Source organism: Pseudomonas sp. 5P_5.1_Bac1 (genome assembly GCF_025466015.1).
Lineage (GTDB): Bacteria > Pseudomonadota > Gammaproteobacteria > Pseudomonadales > Pseudomonadaceae > Aquipseudomonas.
This window is the reverse complement of the sequence record NZ_JANLNX010000060.1, coordinates 41707-56926: the sequence shown is the minus strand read 5'-3', so window position 1 is coordinate 56926 and position 15220 is coordinate 41707. Positions and strand designations below refer to the sequence as shown.

Sequence of the window (15220 nt, the reverse complement as noted above, 5' to 3'; positions counted from 1 at the left end):
TGATGGCGCTCGCTGGTCTACTTTTAAAAGCAAGGCACTTTTTTGACCGTTCACTCTGGGATAAACATAGGCCAACCTGTTGCAACGAGCCGACTGATCTTATACAAAACCCTGGAGTTGTACAGGTTTGTCCGACAGCGTGGCTGTCTGTACCTACTAGAAGGTTCAAAGAGGCCCATCATGACCGTACCTATCGCCATCATCGGTGCCGGCATTGCCGGACTCTCTGCCGCCCGGGCCTTGCAGAAGGAAGGACTGACCGTCCACCTGTTCGACAAGGGGCACGGCAGCGGCGGACGTATGGCCAGCAAGCGCAGCGAAGCCGGGGCGCTGGACCTCGGTGCGCAATACTTCACCGCCCGCGACCGCCGTTTCGTCGAGCAGATCCAGCACTGGCAAGCCAAGGGCTGGGTCGCGGAGTGGAAGCCACAGCTCTACAACTACCGCGACGGCCAGTTGAGCCCTTCGCCGGACGAACAGACCCGCTGGGTCGGCACGCCGCGCATGAGCGCCATCACCCGCGGCCTGCTCAAGGACGTCACGGTGAACTTCAGTTGCCGCATCAGTGAAGTCTTCCGCGGCAAACAGTACTGGCACCTGCAAGACACCGAAGGCTGCAGCCACGGCCCGTTCAGCAAGGTCATCGTCGCCGTGCCTGCACCGCAGGCCGCGGCCTTGCTGGCCGCCACGCCGAAACTCGCCGCCGCCGCGGCCGGCGTGCAGATGGAGCCGACCTGGGCCATCGCCCTCGGCTTCGACACCCCGCTGGCCACGCCCATGCAGGGCTGCTTCGTGCAGGACTGCGCGCTCGACTGGCTGGCGCGCAACCGCAGCAAGCCGGGACGCGAGGAGCGCCTGGACACCTGGGTGCTGCACGCCACCTCGGCCTGGAGCAAACAGCACATCGACTTGCAGAAAGAGGCGGTGATCGAACAGTTGCTGGGCGATTTCGCCGAGCTGGTCGGCTGTGCGGTCCCGGCACCGAGCTTCACCCTGGCGCACCGCTGGCTCTACGCACGCCCCGCCAGCAACCACGAATGGGGCGCTCTCGCCGATGCCGACCTGGGCCTCTACGCCTGCGGCGACTGGTGCTTGTCGGGCCGGGTCGAAGGTGCCTGGCTCAGCGGCCAGGAAGCCGCCCGCCGATTGATCGAACACCTCGAATAAACCCCGCGGGCAACGCGACCTCTACAGAAATATTGACTTGTACAACTTCCGGCTTATGCTGAGCGAAGTTGTACAGGTTTTTATCTTTGTACAAGAAAGGTTGCCGACCATGCCCGCTACCAAGCCCAAAATTGCCCTCAGCGCCTGCCTCGCCGGTAAAGAAGTCCGCTTCAATGGCGGTCACAAGGAATCGCGCCTGTGCACCGAAGCGCTGGCGGAGCATTTCGAGCTGGTGCCCATCTGCCCCGAAGTGGCGATCGGCCTGGGCACGCCCCGTGCCGCGATCCACCTTGCCGGCGATCCGGCCCAGCCTCGCGCCGTCAACAGCCGCGACGACACCATCGATGTTTCCGATGCGCTGATCCAGTACGCCGACCAGATGGCCGTCGAGCTGGACGATATCTGCGGCTACATCTTCATGCAGAAATCGCCGTCCTGCGGGCTGGAGCGCATCAAGGTCTACCAGGCCAACGGCTACCCCGCACGCGAGCGCGCCAGCGGCCTGTATGCCGCGCGTTTTCGCGAACTGCGCCCGGACCTGCCGCTGGAAGAAGAAGGCCGGCTGTGCGATCCGGTGCTGCGGGAAAACTTCATCATCCGCGTGCTGGCCTATGCCGACTGGCAACGCCTGTGCGCCGAGGGCCTGAGCCGTCACGCGCTGATCGCCTTCCACTCCCGCTACAAGTACCAATTGATGGCGCACAACCCCGAGCAATACAAAGTGCTCGGCAAGCTGCTGGGCAGCATGAGCCGCCAGGACGACCCGCAGCAGATCGGCCCGGCGTATTTCAGCCAGTTGATCGCCGCGCTGCGCCGCTGCGCCAACCGCGGCACCCACGGCAATGTGCTGATGCACCTGAGCGGTTACCTGCGGCGCTTCCTCGACGCCGGGGACAAGCAGGAAATCCGCCGCGTGATCGAGCAATACATGGCCGGGATCGTCCCGCTGGTGGTGCCGCTGACGCTGCTCAAGCACCACCTCAATCATCATCCCGATGCGTACTTGCTGAGCCAGGTCTACCTGCAGCCGCACCCGGAAAACCTGAGCCTGCGCAATGCCATCTGAACCGCTGCTGCCCATTCGCGAAATCTCACGGCTGACCGGCGTAAACCCGGTCACCCTGCGCGCCTGGGAGCGGCGTTATGGCCTGGTGGTGCCGCAGCGCACCAGCAAGGGCCACCGGCTGTACAGCAGCGATCAGGTGGAACGCATCCGCAGCATTCTGTCGTGGCTCAACCGTGGTGTTGCGGTCAGTCAGGTGCTGCCGCTGCTCGACAGCGACAAGTCGCCCGAGCAGAGCATTCCCGGAGACGACTGGCAGGCGCTGCGCACCCACCTCACCGAGTGCATCGCCCACCTCGCCGAGCGCCAGCTCGACCAGCAGTTCAACCAGGCCATGGCGCTCTACCCCGCCGCCACCTTGTGCGAGCAATTGCTGTTGCCCTTGCTCGGCCATCTCGAAGCACGCTGGCAAACCCACCCTACCGCTCGCCTCGAACAGGGCTTCTTCCACAGTTGGCTGCGCAGCAAGCTGGGGCTTCGGGTGTACCACAACAACCGCCAGTGCAACGGCGCGCCGGCGATGCTGGTCAATGGCGGCGCCCTGCCATTCGATCCGCAGTTGTGGCTGTGCGCCTGGCTGGTGAGCGATGCCGGCTGCCCGGTGGAAGTGTTCGACAGCACCCTGCCCGCCCGCGACCTGGCACTGGGCGTCGAGCAACTGGGCGCGAGGGCAGTGCTGGTCAGTATCAACACCGCCCAGGACAGCGACCGACTGCAACGCACCCTCGCGCCGCTGAGCGTACCGAAACTCCTGTTCGGCGCCGCGGTCACTTTACACAAGCATGCGTTGCCGACAGATCCCGATTGGCACTTGCTCGACTCGCCCCTGGCGGCGTGCAGGTGCCTGCAAGACCTCAAGCCGCTTGCCACGGAAAAACACGGACCCGAATAATGCAATTGATCTGGCTGCGCAGCGACCTGCGCCTGCATGACAACACTGCCCTGGCCGCCGCTTGCGAGCGCGGCCCGTGCCTGGCGCTCTGGCTGGTCAGCCCGGCGCAGTGGAAGCGTCACGATGACGCCGCCTGCAAGGTGGACTTCTGGCTGCGCAATCTGGAGGCGCTGAAACAGGCGCTCGGCGAACTGAACATCCCGCTGCTTATTCGTGTAGCCGATGACTGGAAAGACGCACCCCGGGTGCTCCACGAGGTATGCCGGGAACACGGCGTGCAGGATGTCCACGTCAACGAGGAATACGGGATCAACGAACAGCAGCGTGATCGCGACGTCGGCGAATACCTGCAACAGCATGGCATCGGCCTGCACAGCTACCTTGATCAGTTGCTGTTCAAACCGGGCACGGTGCTCACTCGCCAGGGCGGTTACTTCAAGGTCTTCACCCAGTTCCGCAAGCTCTGTTACCAGCGCCTGCACCACGGCCTGCCCGCCTTGCAGCCGTTGCCGCGCAAGCAGGCGAAGACTGCCATCGCCAGTGACGATGTCCCACGACATATCGAAGGCTTTCCCACTCCCGCAGCGTCGCTGCGCGAGCAGTGGCCGGCAGGCGAAGACCACGCCCGCGAGCGACTGGCCGGCTTCGTCGAAGACGACATGGCGGACTACACCGAACAACGCGACCTGCCCGCCGTCGACGGCACCAGCCAACTGTCGCCCTACCTCGCCGCCGGGGTGATTTCCGTGCGCCAGTGCCTGCACGCCGCGATTGCCAACAACTACGGCGAGTTCGAAAGCGGCAATCCCGGCGCCGTTACCTGGGTCAACGAGTTGCTCTGGCGCGAGTTCTACAAACATGTGCTCGTCGGTTATCCGCGGGTTTCTCGCCACCGCGCCTTCCGCCCGGCGACCGAAGCGGTGAAATGGCGCGACGCCCCCGAAGACCTCGCCGCCTGGCAGGAGGGCCGCACCGGCATCCCGATTGTCGATGCCGCCATGCGTCAATTGCTCGCCACCGGCTGGATGCACAACCGCCTGCGCATGGTGGTGGCAATGTTCCTGAGCAAGAACCTGCTGATCGACTGGCGCGAGGGCGAAGCTTTTTTCATGCGCCATCTGATAGACGGCGACCTGGCCGCAAACAACGGCGGTTGGCAGTGGAGTGCGTCCACGGGCACCGACGCTGCGCCGTATTTCCGGGTGTTCAACCCCGTCAGCCAATCCGAGCGCTTCGACAGCAAGGGCCGCTTCCTGCGACACTGGCTGCCGGAGTTGAAAGCGCTGGACGATAAGGATATCCACAGCCCCGGCGGGCTGTTCGGCGTGCAAGGTTATCCACAGCCCATCGTCGACCTTGGCCCAAGCCGCCAGCGCGCCATCGACGCTTTCCGACAACTGCCCAAAGAGCACAGCAACGAAGATGCCCTTGAATACTGAGGATCCGAAACGTATCTGGGTAACCGGCGCCAGCAGTGGTTTGGGCCATGCGTTGGCAGCACAGTTGCTCATGCTCGGTCATCACGTCGCGATCAGCGGCCGTGCGCCCTTCGACGCGCTACCCAGCAGTCTCGCCCGGCACTGCCTCGTGCTGGACGGTGATTTGAGCGATGCCGCGCAAGCCGAGCACATGAGCCGATGTATTCAGCAACGCTGGGGCGCGCTCGACACGCTGATCCTTAACGCCGGGACGTGCGACTACCTCGACGCGAAGTCCAGCGGAACGGAAATGTTCGAAGCGCTGATCCAGAGCAACCTGTCAGCCAGCGCCTACTGCCTGCAAAGCGCCCTGCCGCTGCTGCAGGCGGGGCAAACGGCCCATGTCGTGGCGATCCTGAGCAGCATCACGGCGCTCCAGCAACATGAGAGCAGCCAGTGGCCGACGGCGCAGAACAGCCTGGGCCAGTGGTTCAGCGAATCTCGCAGCGTGCTCTCGCCCAAGGAAATCGACCTCACCCTGATCGCACCGCAAAACCTGAAAAAGCCCACCACCCTGACGGTGGCGCTGCCGCAGAAATGGGACGCGCAAAGCGCCGCGCAAGCGATTATCCAGCGCTTGTCTCAGCGGATGCCTGAAATGGTTATGGAAGCGTTGTCGGTCAGCAGTCTGTGGCCGTTGCGGCGTTGACCGAAAATGAAACCGGGGCCGCAATGCGGCCCCGGTGTCGTGTAGCGGTCAGAGCGACATGCGGTAATGCAGGGCGAAACTCTCGGCACCATCGTTCGGCTGGCTGAGGCCCGCGTTGGAATAGTGGATCGCCCGAATCCCCACTTCATGCCCCCCAGCAAAGCGCAGGCCAAAGCCGATGCGGTCTTCGAACTGGAAGGACGAACCCAGTTTGTTGCTTTCAAGTTCGGTGTGAGCAAATGCCGCCACCCCGACGCCGGCCTCGATGTACGGCTTGACCGACTCGCCGGCGAACTCATAAACGAACACCGGCGCGAACGACAGGCTGTGGTTGTTCGACGTCTTGTCCCCGTCCCAGAAGGTGTAGCCGCCGTCCCAGTAGCCGGTCAGACGGCCGACACTGGTCTGCCACCAACTGGCATCCCAGTTGGATTGCACGCCGATGCGGTAGGTCATGGTGGAGTCGCTGGTCTGGCCGACAGCGAAGGTGATATCCGCGGCCTGTGCGGTGAAGGTGTGCCCCAGGGTTGCGGCTGCAACCACAGCCAAGCAAAGCAGTTTCTTCATGAGAAACGTCCTTTTAAATCCGTTTGTTGGTTTTTTTTGTCTCATCAGACAACGTAGTAGAAATCAGCGCATGCAAAGGAGTTCACTGGATTTCGACGTTTTTTTTCCTACGTCGATTACCTATTGAAGCTTTGCACACAGTCAGATTTATTCCACAACAAAGGCAGGATGTTTCGCAGATGTTCGGGGTCGGCACTGGTCCAGAACTGTGTAGGACGCGCGGGGCCGGCCGCCAGAAGGTGGCGCTCGGCCAGCAGGCGTTGGAGTTGCCGGGCGACGGCGGCGCCGGTGTCGATGATCGCCACCGATGCCGGGACCATTTCGGCCAGCAGGGGCTTGAGGAAGGGGTAATGGGTGCAACCAAGAATAATGGTGTCGCACCCGGCCGCCAGCAGCGGTTCGACATAGCCTTGCAAGAGCTGGCACAGGGCCGGGCTGTCGAGGTCACCCGACTCGATCAGTTCGACCAGCCCCGGGCAGGGCTGGGTCACCACCCGCACATCGGTGGCGAAGCGGTCGAGCAAGGCGGCGAACTTGGCGCTTTGCAAGGTGCCGGTGGTGGCCAGCACTCCGACCACGCCACTGCGGGTAGCCGCCGCGGCCGGCTTAACCGCCGGCTCCATGCCTACCAGCGGCCACTGCGGGAAACGCTCGCGAAGGTCGGCGGCGGCGGCAACGGTGGCGGTATTGCAGGCCAGGACCACGGCCTTGACGCCCTGTTCCTGGAAAAATTCGGCCACCTTGCGGCAGCGCTGGCGAATGAACTCCGGGGACTTCTCGCCATAGGGGATGTTGCCGCAGTCAGCCACGTACAGCAGCGACTCGTTGGGCAGCAGCCGGTTGATTTCCGCCAGCACCGACAGGCCGCCGACACCGGAGTCGAACACGCCGACCGGCGCTGCCGAGGCCTCAGCCATGGGCTGTTCCACAGACGGCGCAACCCGGATCGCGCTTGACCCGCAACTCGCGGAAACGCGTGCCCAGTGCATCGATCAACAGCAGGCGTCCCACCAGCGGCTCGCCGAAGCCCGCAAGCAGCTTCAGTGCTTCGAGCGCCTGAAGACTGCCGACCAGCCCCACCAGCGGCCCGACCACACCGGCTTCGCTGCAGGTCAGTTCGGCATCGCTGCCGTGGCCGTAGAGGCAGTGGTAGCACGGACTTTCAGGGCGCCGGGGATCGAACACCGACAATTGCCCTTCCAGACGGATCGCCGCGCCGCTGACCAGCGGCTTGCCGGCCTTGACGCACGCGGCGTTGACCGCTTCGCGGGTAGCGAAATTGTCCGAGCAGTCCAGCACCAGGTCCACGGCATCCACCGCTGCGGCCAGGGAATCTTCATCGAGCGCCTGGCGATGCGGCACCAGATTGATATCCGGGTTGATCGCGCGCAGCCGCGTCAGCGCCGAGTCCACCTTGGGCTGACCGACCGAAGCGCTGTCATGGATGATCTGCCGTTGCAGGTTAGTCAGGTCAACCGTGTCGAAATCCGCCAGGTGCAGGGTGCCGACACCCGCGGCCGCCAGGTACAAGGCCACCGGCGAGCCAAGGCCGCCGAGGCCGATAATCAATGCGCGGCTGTCCTTGAGGCGCAACTGGCCGTCGATATCGATCTGCGCCAGGAGGATCTGGCGGCTGTAACGCAGCAGTTCCTCGTCGGTCAGCACGACAGGCGTCCCAGGGTGATGCGTTCGTGGCCACCCAGGTCGAGGCGGCTTTCGATCTGTTCGAAGCCGTGCCGGGCCAGCAGTTCGCGGACTGCGGCGGCCTGGTCGTAGCCGTGCTCCAGCAGCAGCCAGCCACCCGCCAGCAGGTGAGCCGGCGCCTCGGCGACGATCTGGCGCAGATCGTCCAGGCCATCGTCGCCCGCCACCAGCGCACTGCTGGGCTCGAAACGCACGTCGCCGGCGACCAGGTGCGGGTCTTCGGCGGCAATGTAAGGCGGGTTGCTGATGATCAACTGGAAACGCTGTTCGGCGAGTGCACTGAACCAGTGGCTGGTGAGCACGCTGACGTTGTCCAGTTGCAGGCGCTGGCGATTGCGCTCGGCCAGGGCCACGGCTTCCAGCACCCGGTCGACCGCGGTCACCTGCCATTGCCGCCGCTCGCTGGCCAGGGCCAGGGCGATGGCGCCGGTTCCGGTGCCAAGGTCGAGCACCCGTGCCGGCTCGGCGGGCAGCAGGGCCAGGGCGGTTTCCACCAGCAGCTCGGTTTCCGGGCGCGGGATCAGGGTATGCGGCGCGACTTCGAGGTCCAGGTTCCAGAACCCTTGCTGGCCGAGAATATAGGCCACCGGCTCACCCGCGCGACGGCGCTGCAGGTAGCTGGCAAACGTCTGCGCCGCCTCGCTGCTGACAATGCGCTCCGGCCAGGTATGCAGGTAGCTGCGGGATTTGCCGATGGCGGCAGCCAGGAGCAGTTCGATATCCAGACGCGCGGTCGGCGAGTCGGGAAGCTCCGCGCCGCGAAGCAAGCTGGCAATGATGGTCATTTAGTCACCCAGTGCGGCCAGTTGATCGGCCTGGTATTCGGCCAGCAGCGGCTCGATGATCGCATCCACGCCACCCGCGAGCACTTCGTCCAGCGAGTAGAGCGTCAGGTTGATGCGGTGGTCGGTGACCCGACCCTGTGGATAGTTGTAGGTGCGGATGCGCTCGGAGCGGTCGCCGGAACCGACCAGCAGCTTGCGCTCGCTGGCGATGGCATTCTGCGCGGCGCTGGTCTGCATGTCGTTGAGCCGCGCCGACAGCCAGGACATGGCCCGCGCGCGGTTCTTGTGCTGCGAGCGCTCTTCCTGGCACTCGACCACTGTGCCGGTAGGCAAGTGGGTGATGCGGATCGCCGAGTCGGTCTTGTTCACGTGCTGACCACCGGCGCCCGAGGCGCGGTAGGTATCGACGCGCAGGTCGGCCGGGTTGATCTCGATCGCCGCTTGTTCATCAGGCTCGGGCAGCACCGCCACGGTGCAGGCCGAGGTGTGGATACGGCCCTGGGACTCGGTTTCCGGCACCCGCTGCACGCGGTGCGCGCCGGACTCGAACTTGAGCTTGCCGTAGACACTGTCGCCCTCGACGCGGGCGATGATTTCCTTGTAGCCGCCGTGCTCACCCTCGTTTTCCGAGAGGATTTCCAGGCGCCAGCCACGCCGCTCGGCGTAGCGCGAATACATGCGGAACAGGTCCCCGGAGAAGATCGCCGCCTCGTCGCCGCCGGTCCCTGCGCGGATTTCCAGGAACACGTTGCGGCCGTCGTTGGGGTCCTTGGGCAGCAGCAGGCGTTGCAACTGGGCTTCCAGTTCCTGCAGTTGCTCCTTGGCTTCACGAACTTCTTCGACAGCCATTTCCCGCATGTCGGGGTCGCTGTCCTTGAGCAGTGCCTGGGCCTGCTCGAGGTCGTCCTGCAACTTGCACCACTGGGCATACCCGGCAGCCACCGGTTCGACCTCGGCATACTCGCGGGAGTAGGCGCGGAAACGGGTCTGGTCGGAAATGACCTCGGCATCGCCCAGCAGGGCGGTCAGTTCCTCGAAGCGGTCCTGGAGGATTTCCAGTTTTCTGAGCAGCGACGCTTTCATTGCGGGGTTTTATCCGTGGAGCCCTCGTTGAGGGCAAAGAGTTCCTGTGCCATGGCCAACGCATCGTGGCGGCCTTCGGCGGAGAGCTTTTTCAGTTGCACGCTGGGCGCATGCAGCAGCTTGTTGGTCAGGCCGCGGGCCAGTTGCACCAGGACCTCCTCGGCGCTGGAACCGTTGGCCAGCAGGCGCTGGGCCTTTTGCAGTTCCTCGTCGCGCAGACGCTCGCTCTGCTGGCGGTACGCCTTGAGCACGTCCACCGCGGCCAGCGCGCGCAGGCGCGACATGAAGTCTTCGGCGCCCACGGTCACCAGCTCTTCGGCGGCCTGGGCGGCGCCTTGACGGCTCTTGAGGTTTTCCGCGACCACGTCGTGGAGGTCGTCGACCGTATAAAGGTAGACGTCATCCAGTTCGCCCACTTGCGGCTCGATATCCCGCGGCACGGCGATGTCGACCATGAAGATCGGCTTGTGCCGGCGCAGTTTCAGCGCACTTTCGACCGCGCCCTTGCCAAGAATCGGCAACTGGCTGGCGGTGGAGCTGATGACGATGTCGCTGTTGACCAGCTCTTGCGGAATGTCCGCCAGCAACACCGCATGGGCGCCGAACTGCTCGGCCAGGATGCTGGCGCGCTCCAGCGTGCGGTTGGCCACGACAATCCGGCGTACGCCCTGCTCGTGCAGGTGCCGGGCGACCAGGGTGATGGTCTCGCCGGCGCCGATCAGCAGTGCTTGGCTGCGGCCCAGGTCACTGAAGATCTGCTTGGCCAGGCTGACTGCGGCGAAGGCCACCGACACCGGGTTCTCGCCGATGGCGGTATCGGTGCGCACCTGCTTGGCGGCGCTGAACGTGGCCTGGAACAGCCGGCCCAGCAGCGGGCCGATGGTGCCGGCCTCGCGAGCCACGGCGTAGGCGGACTTCATCTGGCCGAGGATCTGCGGCTCGCCCAGCACCAGCGAGTCGAGCCCGGAAGCCACGCGCATCATGTGCCGGACGGCGGCATGATCCTCGTGGATATAGGCACTGGCGCGCAGTTCATCGACGCTCAACTGGTGATAGTCGGCCAGCCAGCGCAGCACCTCATCGGCCGTCAGGTGGTCCTGCTCGATGTACAGTTCGCTGCGATTGCAGGTCGAAAGGATTGCGGCTTCCCGGCTGGTAGTCAGTCGGCAGAGCTGCTGCAAGGCTTCCACCATCTGCTCGGGGGTAAACGCCACGCGCTCGCGTACGTCTACCGAGGCAGTCTTATGATTGATACCGAGGGCAAGAAAGGCCATTCAAGGTCGCTGGTTGTGACGTGAAGCCGATAATTGTCCTACTTCGCTGGATTGAGAACAACCACCGCTCGCGATTGTCTCTAATACACTGTATCCACACCCCCCATCGCGAGTGGGTTTGCCATGACGCTTGTGTCATGATGGCCCGACCGCAGGTTAGTCGCCCAAAATCTCCTTATGAATAGATCTTCCGCGTTGCTCCTTGCCCTTGCCCTGCTCCAGGGTTGCCAGGCTTTGCCAGGTGCCCGGGACGCCGCACCGCCCGCCGGACAGCAGGTCGCGCCGACCGCCGCGCCCGAGCCGACGGTCTACGGCTCGTTCACCCAGGACACCCTCTATAGTCTGTTGGTCGCCGAGCTGGCGGGGCAGCGCAATCGCTTCGATATCGCCCTGGACAACTACGTGATCCAGGCCGAAAAGACCCAGGATCCGGCCATTTCCGAGCGCGCCTTCCGCATCGCCGAATACCTCGGTGCCGACCAGTCCGCGCTGGATACCTCGTTGATCTGGGCGAAAAACGATCCCGAAAACATCGATGCGCAGCGCGCCGCCGCGATCCAGTTGGCCCGCGCCGGGCGCTACGACGACTCCATGGTGTTCATGGAAAAGGTGCTGCAAGGCCAGGGCGACACGCATTTCGACTTCCTTGCCCTGTCCGCTGCCGAAACCGACCAGGACACCCGCGACGGCCTGCAAAAAAGTTTCGACCGCCTGCTGCAAAAATACCCGGACAACAGCCAGTTGGTGTTCGGCAAGGCCCTGCTGCTGCAACAGGACGGCAAGTCCCAGGCGGCCCTGAGCCTGCTTGAAGAACATCCGCCGCAAGACGACGAAATCGCTCCGGTGCTGCTCCGCGCCCGCCTGCTGCAAAGCCTCGACCGCGGCCCGGAAGCCCTGCCGCTGCTGCGCAAGACCATCGCCCGCCACCCCGACGACAAGCGCCTGCGCCTGACCTACGCGCGGATGCTGGTTGAGCAGGACCGGGTCGACGACGCCAAGGTCGAGTTCGCCAGCCTGCTGCAGCAATACCCGGACGACGATGAACTGCGCTATTCCCTGGCGCTGGTCAGCCTCGAGGCCAAGGCCTACGACGAAGCGGCCACCTACCTGGAAGACCTGATCACCCGCGAAAGCCATGTCGATGCCGCGCACCTGAACCTGGGCCGCATCCGCGAGGAGCGCAACGACCTGGAAGGCGCGCTAGCCGAATACGCCCAGGTCGGCCCCGGCAACGATTACCTGGCGGCGCAATTGCGCCAGGCCGATATCCTCATCGCCAACGGCCGCGCAGACGAAGCCACGCGCCGCCTCGACGCCGCCCGCGAAGCCCAGCCCGACTACGCGATCCAGCTTTATCTGATCGAAGCCGAGACCCTGGGCAACAACGGAAAGGATGCACAGGCGCTGCGGGTGCTGGAAAAAGCCATCAAGCAGTACCCCGACGACCTCAACCTGCTCTACACCCGCGCCATGCTCGCCGAGAAACGCGACGATCTGTCGCAGATGGAAAAGGACCTGCGCAGCATCATCACCCGCGAGCCGGAAAACGCCATGGCGCTCAACGCCCTCGGCTACACCCTCGCCGACCGCACCACGCGCTACGGCGAAGCCAAGGACCTGATCGAAAAAGCCCACCTGATCAACCCGGACGACCCGGCCGTACTCGACAGCCTCGGCTGGGTGAACTACCGCCTGGGCAACCTCGACGAAGCCGAGCGCCTGCTGCGCCGGGCCCTCGAACGCTTCCCCGACCATGAAGTCGCGGCGCACCTGGGCGAAGTGCTCTGGGCCAACGGCAAGCGTCGCGAGGCTCGCCAGGTCTGGGCCAAGGCCTTCGAAGCGCAACCCGACAGCACCATCCTGCGCAAGACCGTCCTGCGCCTGACCGGATCCGAGACTCTTTAAACCATGTTCTTGCGCCATCTCATCACGTTCAGCCTGATTGCCCTGCTCGCCGGTTGTACCGGTTTCGGATCCCGCGAAGCCGTCGAAGGCCAAGGCAGCCCGCAACTCTGGCGTGAGCACAAACAGCAGTTGAGCACCCTCGACGGCTGGCAGATCAACGGCAAAGTCGGCATTCGCGCACCGAAGGATTCCGGCAGCGGCACCCTGTTCTGGCTACAACGCCAGGATTACTACGACATCCGCCTGTCCGGTCCGCTGGGTCGCGGCGCCGCCCGCCTGACCGGTCGCCCGGGCCAGGTAGTGCTGGAAGTCGCCAACCAGGGCCGTTTCGAAGCGCAATCACCAGAAATCCTGCTGGCCGAACAACTGGGCTGGGAGTTGCCGGTGTCGCACATGGTCTGGTGGGTCCGTGGCCTGCCCGCTCCCGACAGCAAAAGCCGCCTGACCCTCGATGGCAACAGCCGCCTGGCGAGCCTCGAGCAAGATGGCTGGCAAGTGGAATACAGCAACTACACCCTGCAGAACGGTTACTGGCTGCCGGAACGCCTGAAGATGCATGGCCAGAACCTGGACGTGACGGTGGTCCTCAAGGAATGGCAACCGCGCCAACTGGGGCACTGACATGACCACGCTGACCCTGCCCGCCCCGGCCAAGCTCAACCTGATGCTGCACATCCTTGGTCGCCGCCCCGACGGTTATCACGAGCTGCAAACGATCTTCCAGTTCCTCGATCACGGTGACGAACTGCGCTTCGCCGTTCGCGAAGACGGTGAAATCCACCTGCGCACCGAGATCGACAACGTCCCCCACGACAGCAACCTGATCGTCCGGGCCGCGCGCAAGTTGCAGCAACTGACCGGCACCCCGCTGGGCGCCGACATCTGGCTGACCAAGGTGTTGCCCATGGGCGGCGGCATCGGTGGCGGCAGTTCGGATGCGGCCACCACTCTGCTCGGGCTGGACCACCTGTGGAAAACCGGCTGCAGCGAAGATCAACTGGCTGAACTGGGCCTGGGCCTGGGCGCCGACGTACCGGTTTTCGTCCGCGGACACGCAGCGTTCGCCGAGGGCGTGGGTGAAAAACTCACGCCGGTGGACCCTGAAGAGCCGTGGTATGTCGTGCTGGTCCCACAAGTGTCTGTAAGTACAGCAGAAATTTTTTCACACCCTTTGTTGACACGTGATTCAAAGCCCATTAAAGTGCGCCCCGTTCCCAAGGGAAACAGTCGTAATGACTGCCAAGCGGTAGTTGAGCAAAGTTACCCAGAAGTACGTAACTCCTTGAGTTTGTTAAACAAATTCACTGATGCAAGGCTCACCGGAACTGGAAGTTGTGTGTTTGGGGCCTTCCCAGACAAAGCTGAAGCTGATAAAGTTTTGGCCCTTCTTGCAGAGACCCAAACAGGGTTCGTGGCAAAGGGAAGCAACATATCAATGTTGCATCGCACGTTACGAAGTCTGCTCTAGGAATCGAGTACAAGGTACTCGCAGCAACAGATACAGGGGCGTCGCCAAGCGGTAAGGCAGCAGGTTTTGATCCTGCCATGCGTTGGTTCGAATCCAGCCGCCCCTGCCATTTTCCTTATACTCATCCAGGTATACCCTCAGCCTTCAGGTACTGCGCGTGTCCAAGATGATGGTCTTTACGGGGAACGCCAACCCCGATCTGGCTCGGCGCGTCGTGCGTCAGCTGCATATCCCACTGGGTGATGTTTCTGTCGGTAAGTTCTCCGACGGCGAAATCAGCACTGAGATTAATGAAAACGTCCGCGGTAAAGACGTCTTTATCATTCAGCCGACTTGCGCGCCAACCAACGATAATCTGATGGAACTGGTAGTGATGGCTGATGCCTTCCGCCGCTCCTCAGCGTCTCGAATCACTGCCGTGATTCCTTACTTCGGATATGCCCGCCAGGATCGCCGTCCGCGTTCGGCGCGTGTAGCTATCAGCGCCAAAGTTGTCGCTGACATGCTCACCGTCGTAGGTATCGACCGTGTTCTCACCGTCGACCTGCACGCTGACCAGATCCAGGGTTTCTTCGATATTCCGGTAGATAACATCTACGGCTCCCCCGTTCTGGTGGATGACATCGAAGACCAGCGTTTCGAAAATCTCATGATCGTTTCCCCGGACATCGGTGGTGTCGTGCGTGCACGTGCCGTCGCCAAGTCCCTGGGTGTCGATCTGGGGATCATCGACAAACGCCGCGAGAAGGCCAATCACTCCGAAGTGATGCATATCATCGGTGATGTCGAAGGACGTACCTGTATTCTCGTCGACGACATGGTCGACACCGCCGGCACCCTGTGCCATGCGGCCAAGGCCCTGAAAGAACACGGCGCTGCCAAGGTTTACGCCTATTGCACGCACCCTGTCCTCTCCGGTCGCGCGATCGAGAATATCGAGAATTCCGTGCTCGACGAGCTGGTGGTGACCAACACCATCCCGCTGTCCGCCGCAGCACAAGCCTGTGACCGTATCCGTCAACTGGATATCGCACCGGTAGTTGCTGAAGCGGTCCGCCGCATCAGCAATGAAGAATCGATCAGCGCGATGTTCCGCTGAGGGCTTGCCCTCGCGAACACCCCGTTGACGTAAAGCGCCCCGCCCCAACACCTGTTGTTGGGGCGGGGCTTTTTTGCCCACCCCGC

General features: G+C 63.4%; 15 protein-coding genes and 1 tRNA gene. 10 read left to right on the top strand and 6 right to left on the bottom strand.

Features of this window, described 5'->3' with window-relative positions; all coding sequences use genetic code 11:
* Window positions 1-180 precede the first annotated feature (180 nt).
* From NTD82_RS14870 to NTD82_RS14850, 5 genes are all read left to right on the top strand, one after another.
* Window positions 181-1167 carry an NAD(P)/FAD-dependent oxidoreductase gene (locus tag NTD82_RS14870; RefSeq protein ID WP_262129256.1) on the top strand — a complete coding sequence of 329 codons (987 nt, stop codon included), beginning with the start codon at window positions 181-183 and terminating at the stop codon, window positions 1165-1167.
* Window positions 1168-1276: 109 nt separating this feature from the next.
* The gene (locus tag NTD82_RS14865) at window positions 1277-2233 is read left to right on the top strand and encodes a YbgA family protein (protein ID WP_095158639.1); all 957 of its coding nucleotides are present in this window, start codon (window positions 1277-1279) and stop codon (window positions 2231-2233) included.
* A complete protein-coding gene (locus NTD82_RS14860) occupies window positions 2223-3122 on the top strand; it encodes a MerR family transcriptional regulator (RefSeq protein WP_262129255.1) in 900 nt (299 codons plus the stop codon). Before NTD82_RS14865 ends, NTD82_RS14860 begins: the two co-directional genes overlap by 11 nt.
* Window positions 3122-4561, top strand: a complete 1440-nt coding sequence (gene phrB, locus NTD82_RS14855) for a deoxyribodipyrimidine photo-lyase (RefSeq protein WP_262129254.1) — start codon at window positions 3122-3124, stop codon at window positions 4559-4561. The genes NTD82_RS14860 and phrB overlap by 1 nt, the downstream gene beginning before the upstream one ends.
* Complete coding sequence (locus NTD82_RS14850; RefSeq protein WP_262129253.1) at window positions 4551-5249, top strand: SDR family NAD(P)-dependent oxidoreductase; 699 nt, start codon at window positions 4551-4553, stop codon at window positions 5247-5249. Before phrB ends, NTD82_RS14850 begins: the two co-directional genes overlap by 11 nt.
* A gap of 48 nt (window positions 5250-5297) precedes the next feature.
* Here the strand turns inward: NTD82_RS14850 and NTD82_RS14845 are convergent, their stop codons facing one another.
* The 6 genes from NTD82_RS14845 to hemA all read right to left on the bottom strand — a co-directional run bounded on the left by NTD82_RS14845 (window position 5298) and on the right by hemA (window position 10662).
* Window positions 5298-5816 (bottom strand): acyloxyacyl hydrolase, encoded by a 519-nt coding sequence (locus tag NTD82_RS14845; RefSeq protein WP_262129252.1) that lies wholly within the window; start codon window positions 5814-5816, stop codon window positions 5298-5300.
* A 116-nt stretch (window positions 5817-5932) separates the two neighbouring features.
* Window positions 5933-6733 carry a glutamate racemase gene (gene murI, locus NTD82_RS14840; protein ID WP_262129251.1) on the bottom strand — a complete coding sequence of 267 codons (801 nt, stop codon included), beginning with the start codon at window positions 6731-6733 and terminating at the stop codon, window positions 5933-5935.
* A complete protein-coding gene (locus tag NTD82_RS14835) occupies window positions 6726-7481 on the bottom strand; it encodes a molybdopterin-synthase adenylyltransferase MoeB (protein WP_262129249.1) in 756 nt (251 codons plus the stop codon). Before NTD82_RS14835 ends, murI begins: the two co-directional genes overlap by 8 nt.
* Complete coding sequence (prmC, locus tag NTD82_RS14830; protein ID WP_262129248.1) at window positions 7475-8305, bottom strand: peptide chain release factor N(5)-glutamine methyltransferase; 831 nt, start codon at window positions 8303-8305, stop codon at window positions 7475-7477. The genes NTD82_RS14835 and prmC overlap by 7 nt, the downstream gene beginning before the upstream one ends.
* Complete coding sequence (prfA, locus tag NTD82_RS14825) at window positions 8306-9388, bottom strand: peptide chain release factor 1 (protein WP_095158647.1); 1083 nt, start codon at window positions 9386-9388, stop codon at window positions 8306-8308.
* A complete protein-coding gene (gene hemA / locus NTD82_RS14820; RefSeq protein ID WP_095158648.1) occupies window positions 9385-10662 on the bottom strand; it encodes a glutamyl-tRNA reductase in 1278 nt (425 codons plus the stop codon). Before hemA ends, prfA begins: the two co-directional genes overlap by 4 nt.
* A 177-nt stretch (window positions 10663-10839) precedes the next feature.
* Between hemA and NTD82_RS14815 the strand changes: the two genes are divergently transcribed.
* The 5 genes from NTD82_RS14815 (at window position 10840) to NTD82_RS14795 (ending at window position 15134) form a co-directional block, all read left to right on the top strand.
* Entirely contained in the window at window positions 10840-12567 is a 1728-nt protein-coding gene (locus tag NTD82_RS14815) for a tetratricopeptide repeat protein (RefSeq protein ID WP_262129247.1), read from the top strand.
* A 3-nt stretch (window positions 12568-12570) separates the two neighbouring features.
* Window positions 12571-13188, top strand: a complete 618-nt coding sequence (gene lolB / locus NTD82_RS14810; protein ID WP_262129246.1) for a lipoprotein insertase outer membrane protein LolB — start codon at window positions 12571-12573, stop codon at window positions 13186-13188.
* A 1-nt stretch (window position 13189) separates the two neighbouring features.
* Complete coding sequence (ispE, locus tag NTD82_RS14805) at window positions 13190-14035, top strand: 4-(cytidine 5'-diphospho)-2-C-methyl-D-erythritol kinase (protein WP_262129245.1); 846 nt, start codon at window positions 13190-13192, stop codon at window positions 14033-14035.
* Between the two features lie 34 nt (window positions 14036-14069).
* A tRNA-Gln gene (locus NTD82_RS14800) sits at window positions 14070-14144 on the top strand.
* A 48-nt stretch (window positions 14145-14192) separates the two neighbouring features.
* Window positions 14193-15134, top strand: coding sequence for a ribose-phosphate pyrophosphokinase (locus tag NTD82_RS14795; RefSeq protein WP_009405962.1), 942 nt, complete (start codon window positions 14193-14195; stop codon window positions 15132-15134).
* Window positions 15135-15220 lie beyond the last annotated feature (86 nt).

What these genes read in the sequence shown, in the direction of transcription:
- hemA (WP_095158648.1), bottom strand. Translation starts at nt 10,662, where the DNA reads ATGGCCTTTCTTGCCCTCGGTATCAATCATAAGACTGCCTCGGTAGAC.
- prmC (WP_262129248.1), bottom strand. Translation starts at nt 8,305, where the DNA reads ATGACCATCATTGCCAGCTTGCTTCGCGGCGCGGAGCTTCCCGACTCG.
- NTD82_RS14860 (WP_262129255.1), top strand. Translation starts at nt 2,223, where the DNA reads ATGCCATCTGAACCGCTGCTGCCCATTCGCGAAATCTCACGGCTGACC.
- lolB (WP_262129246.1), top strand. Translation starts at nt 12,571, where the DNA reads ATGTTCTTGCGCCATCTCATCACGTTCAGCCTGATTGCCCTGCTCGCC.
- NTD82_RS14870 (WP_262129256.1), top strand. Translation starts at nt 181, where the DNA reads ATGACCGTACCTATCGCCATCATCGGTGCCGGCATTGCCGGACTCTCT.
- phrB (WP_262129254.1), top strand. Translation starts at nt 3,122, where the DNA reads ATGCAATTGATCTGGCTGCGCAGCGACCTGCGCCTGCATGACAACACT.
- NTD82_RS14815 (WP_262129247.1), top strand. Translation starts at nt 10,840, where the DNA reads ATGAATAGATCTTCCGCGTTGCTCCTTGCCCTTGCCCTGCTCCAGGGT.
- prfA (WP_095158647.1), bottom strand. Translation starts at nt 9,388, where the DNA reads ATGAAAGCGTCGCTGCTCAGAAAACTGGAAATCCTCCAGGACCGCTTC.
- NTD82_RS14845 (WP_262129252.1), bottom strand. Translation starts at nt 5,816, where the DNA reads ATGAAGAAACTGCTTTGCTTGGCTGTGGTTGCAGCCGCAACCCTGGGG.
- NTD82_RS14865 (WP_095158639.1), top strand. Translation starts at nt 1,277, where the DNA reads ATGCCCGCTACCAAGCCCAAAATTGCCCTCAGCGCCTGCCTCGCCGGT.
- murI (WP_262129251.1), bottom strand. Translation starts at nt 6,733, where the DNA reads ATGGCTGAGGCCTCGGCAGCGCCGGTCGGCGTGTTCGACTCCGGTGTC.
- ispE (WP_262129245.1), top strand. Translation starts at nt 13,190, where the DNA reads ATGACCACGCTGACCCTGCCCGCCCCGGCCAAGCTCAACCTGATGCTG.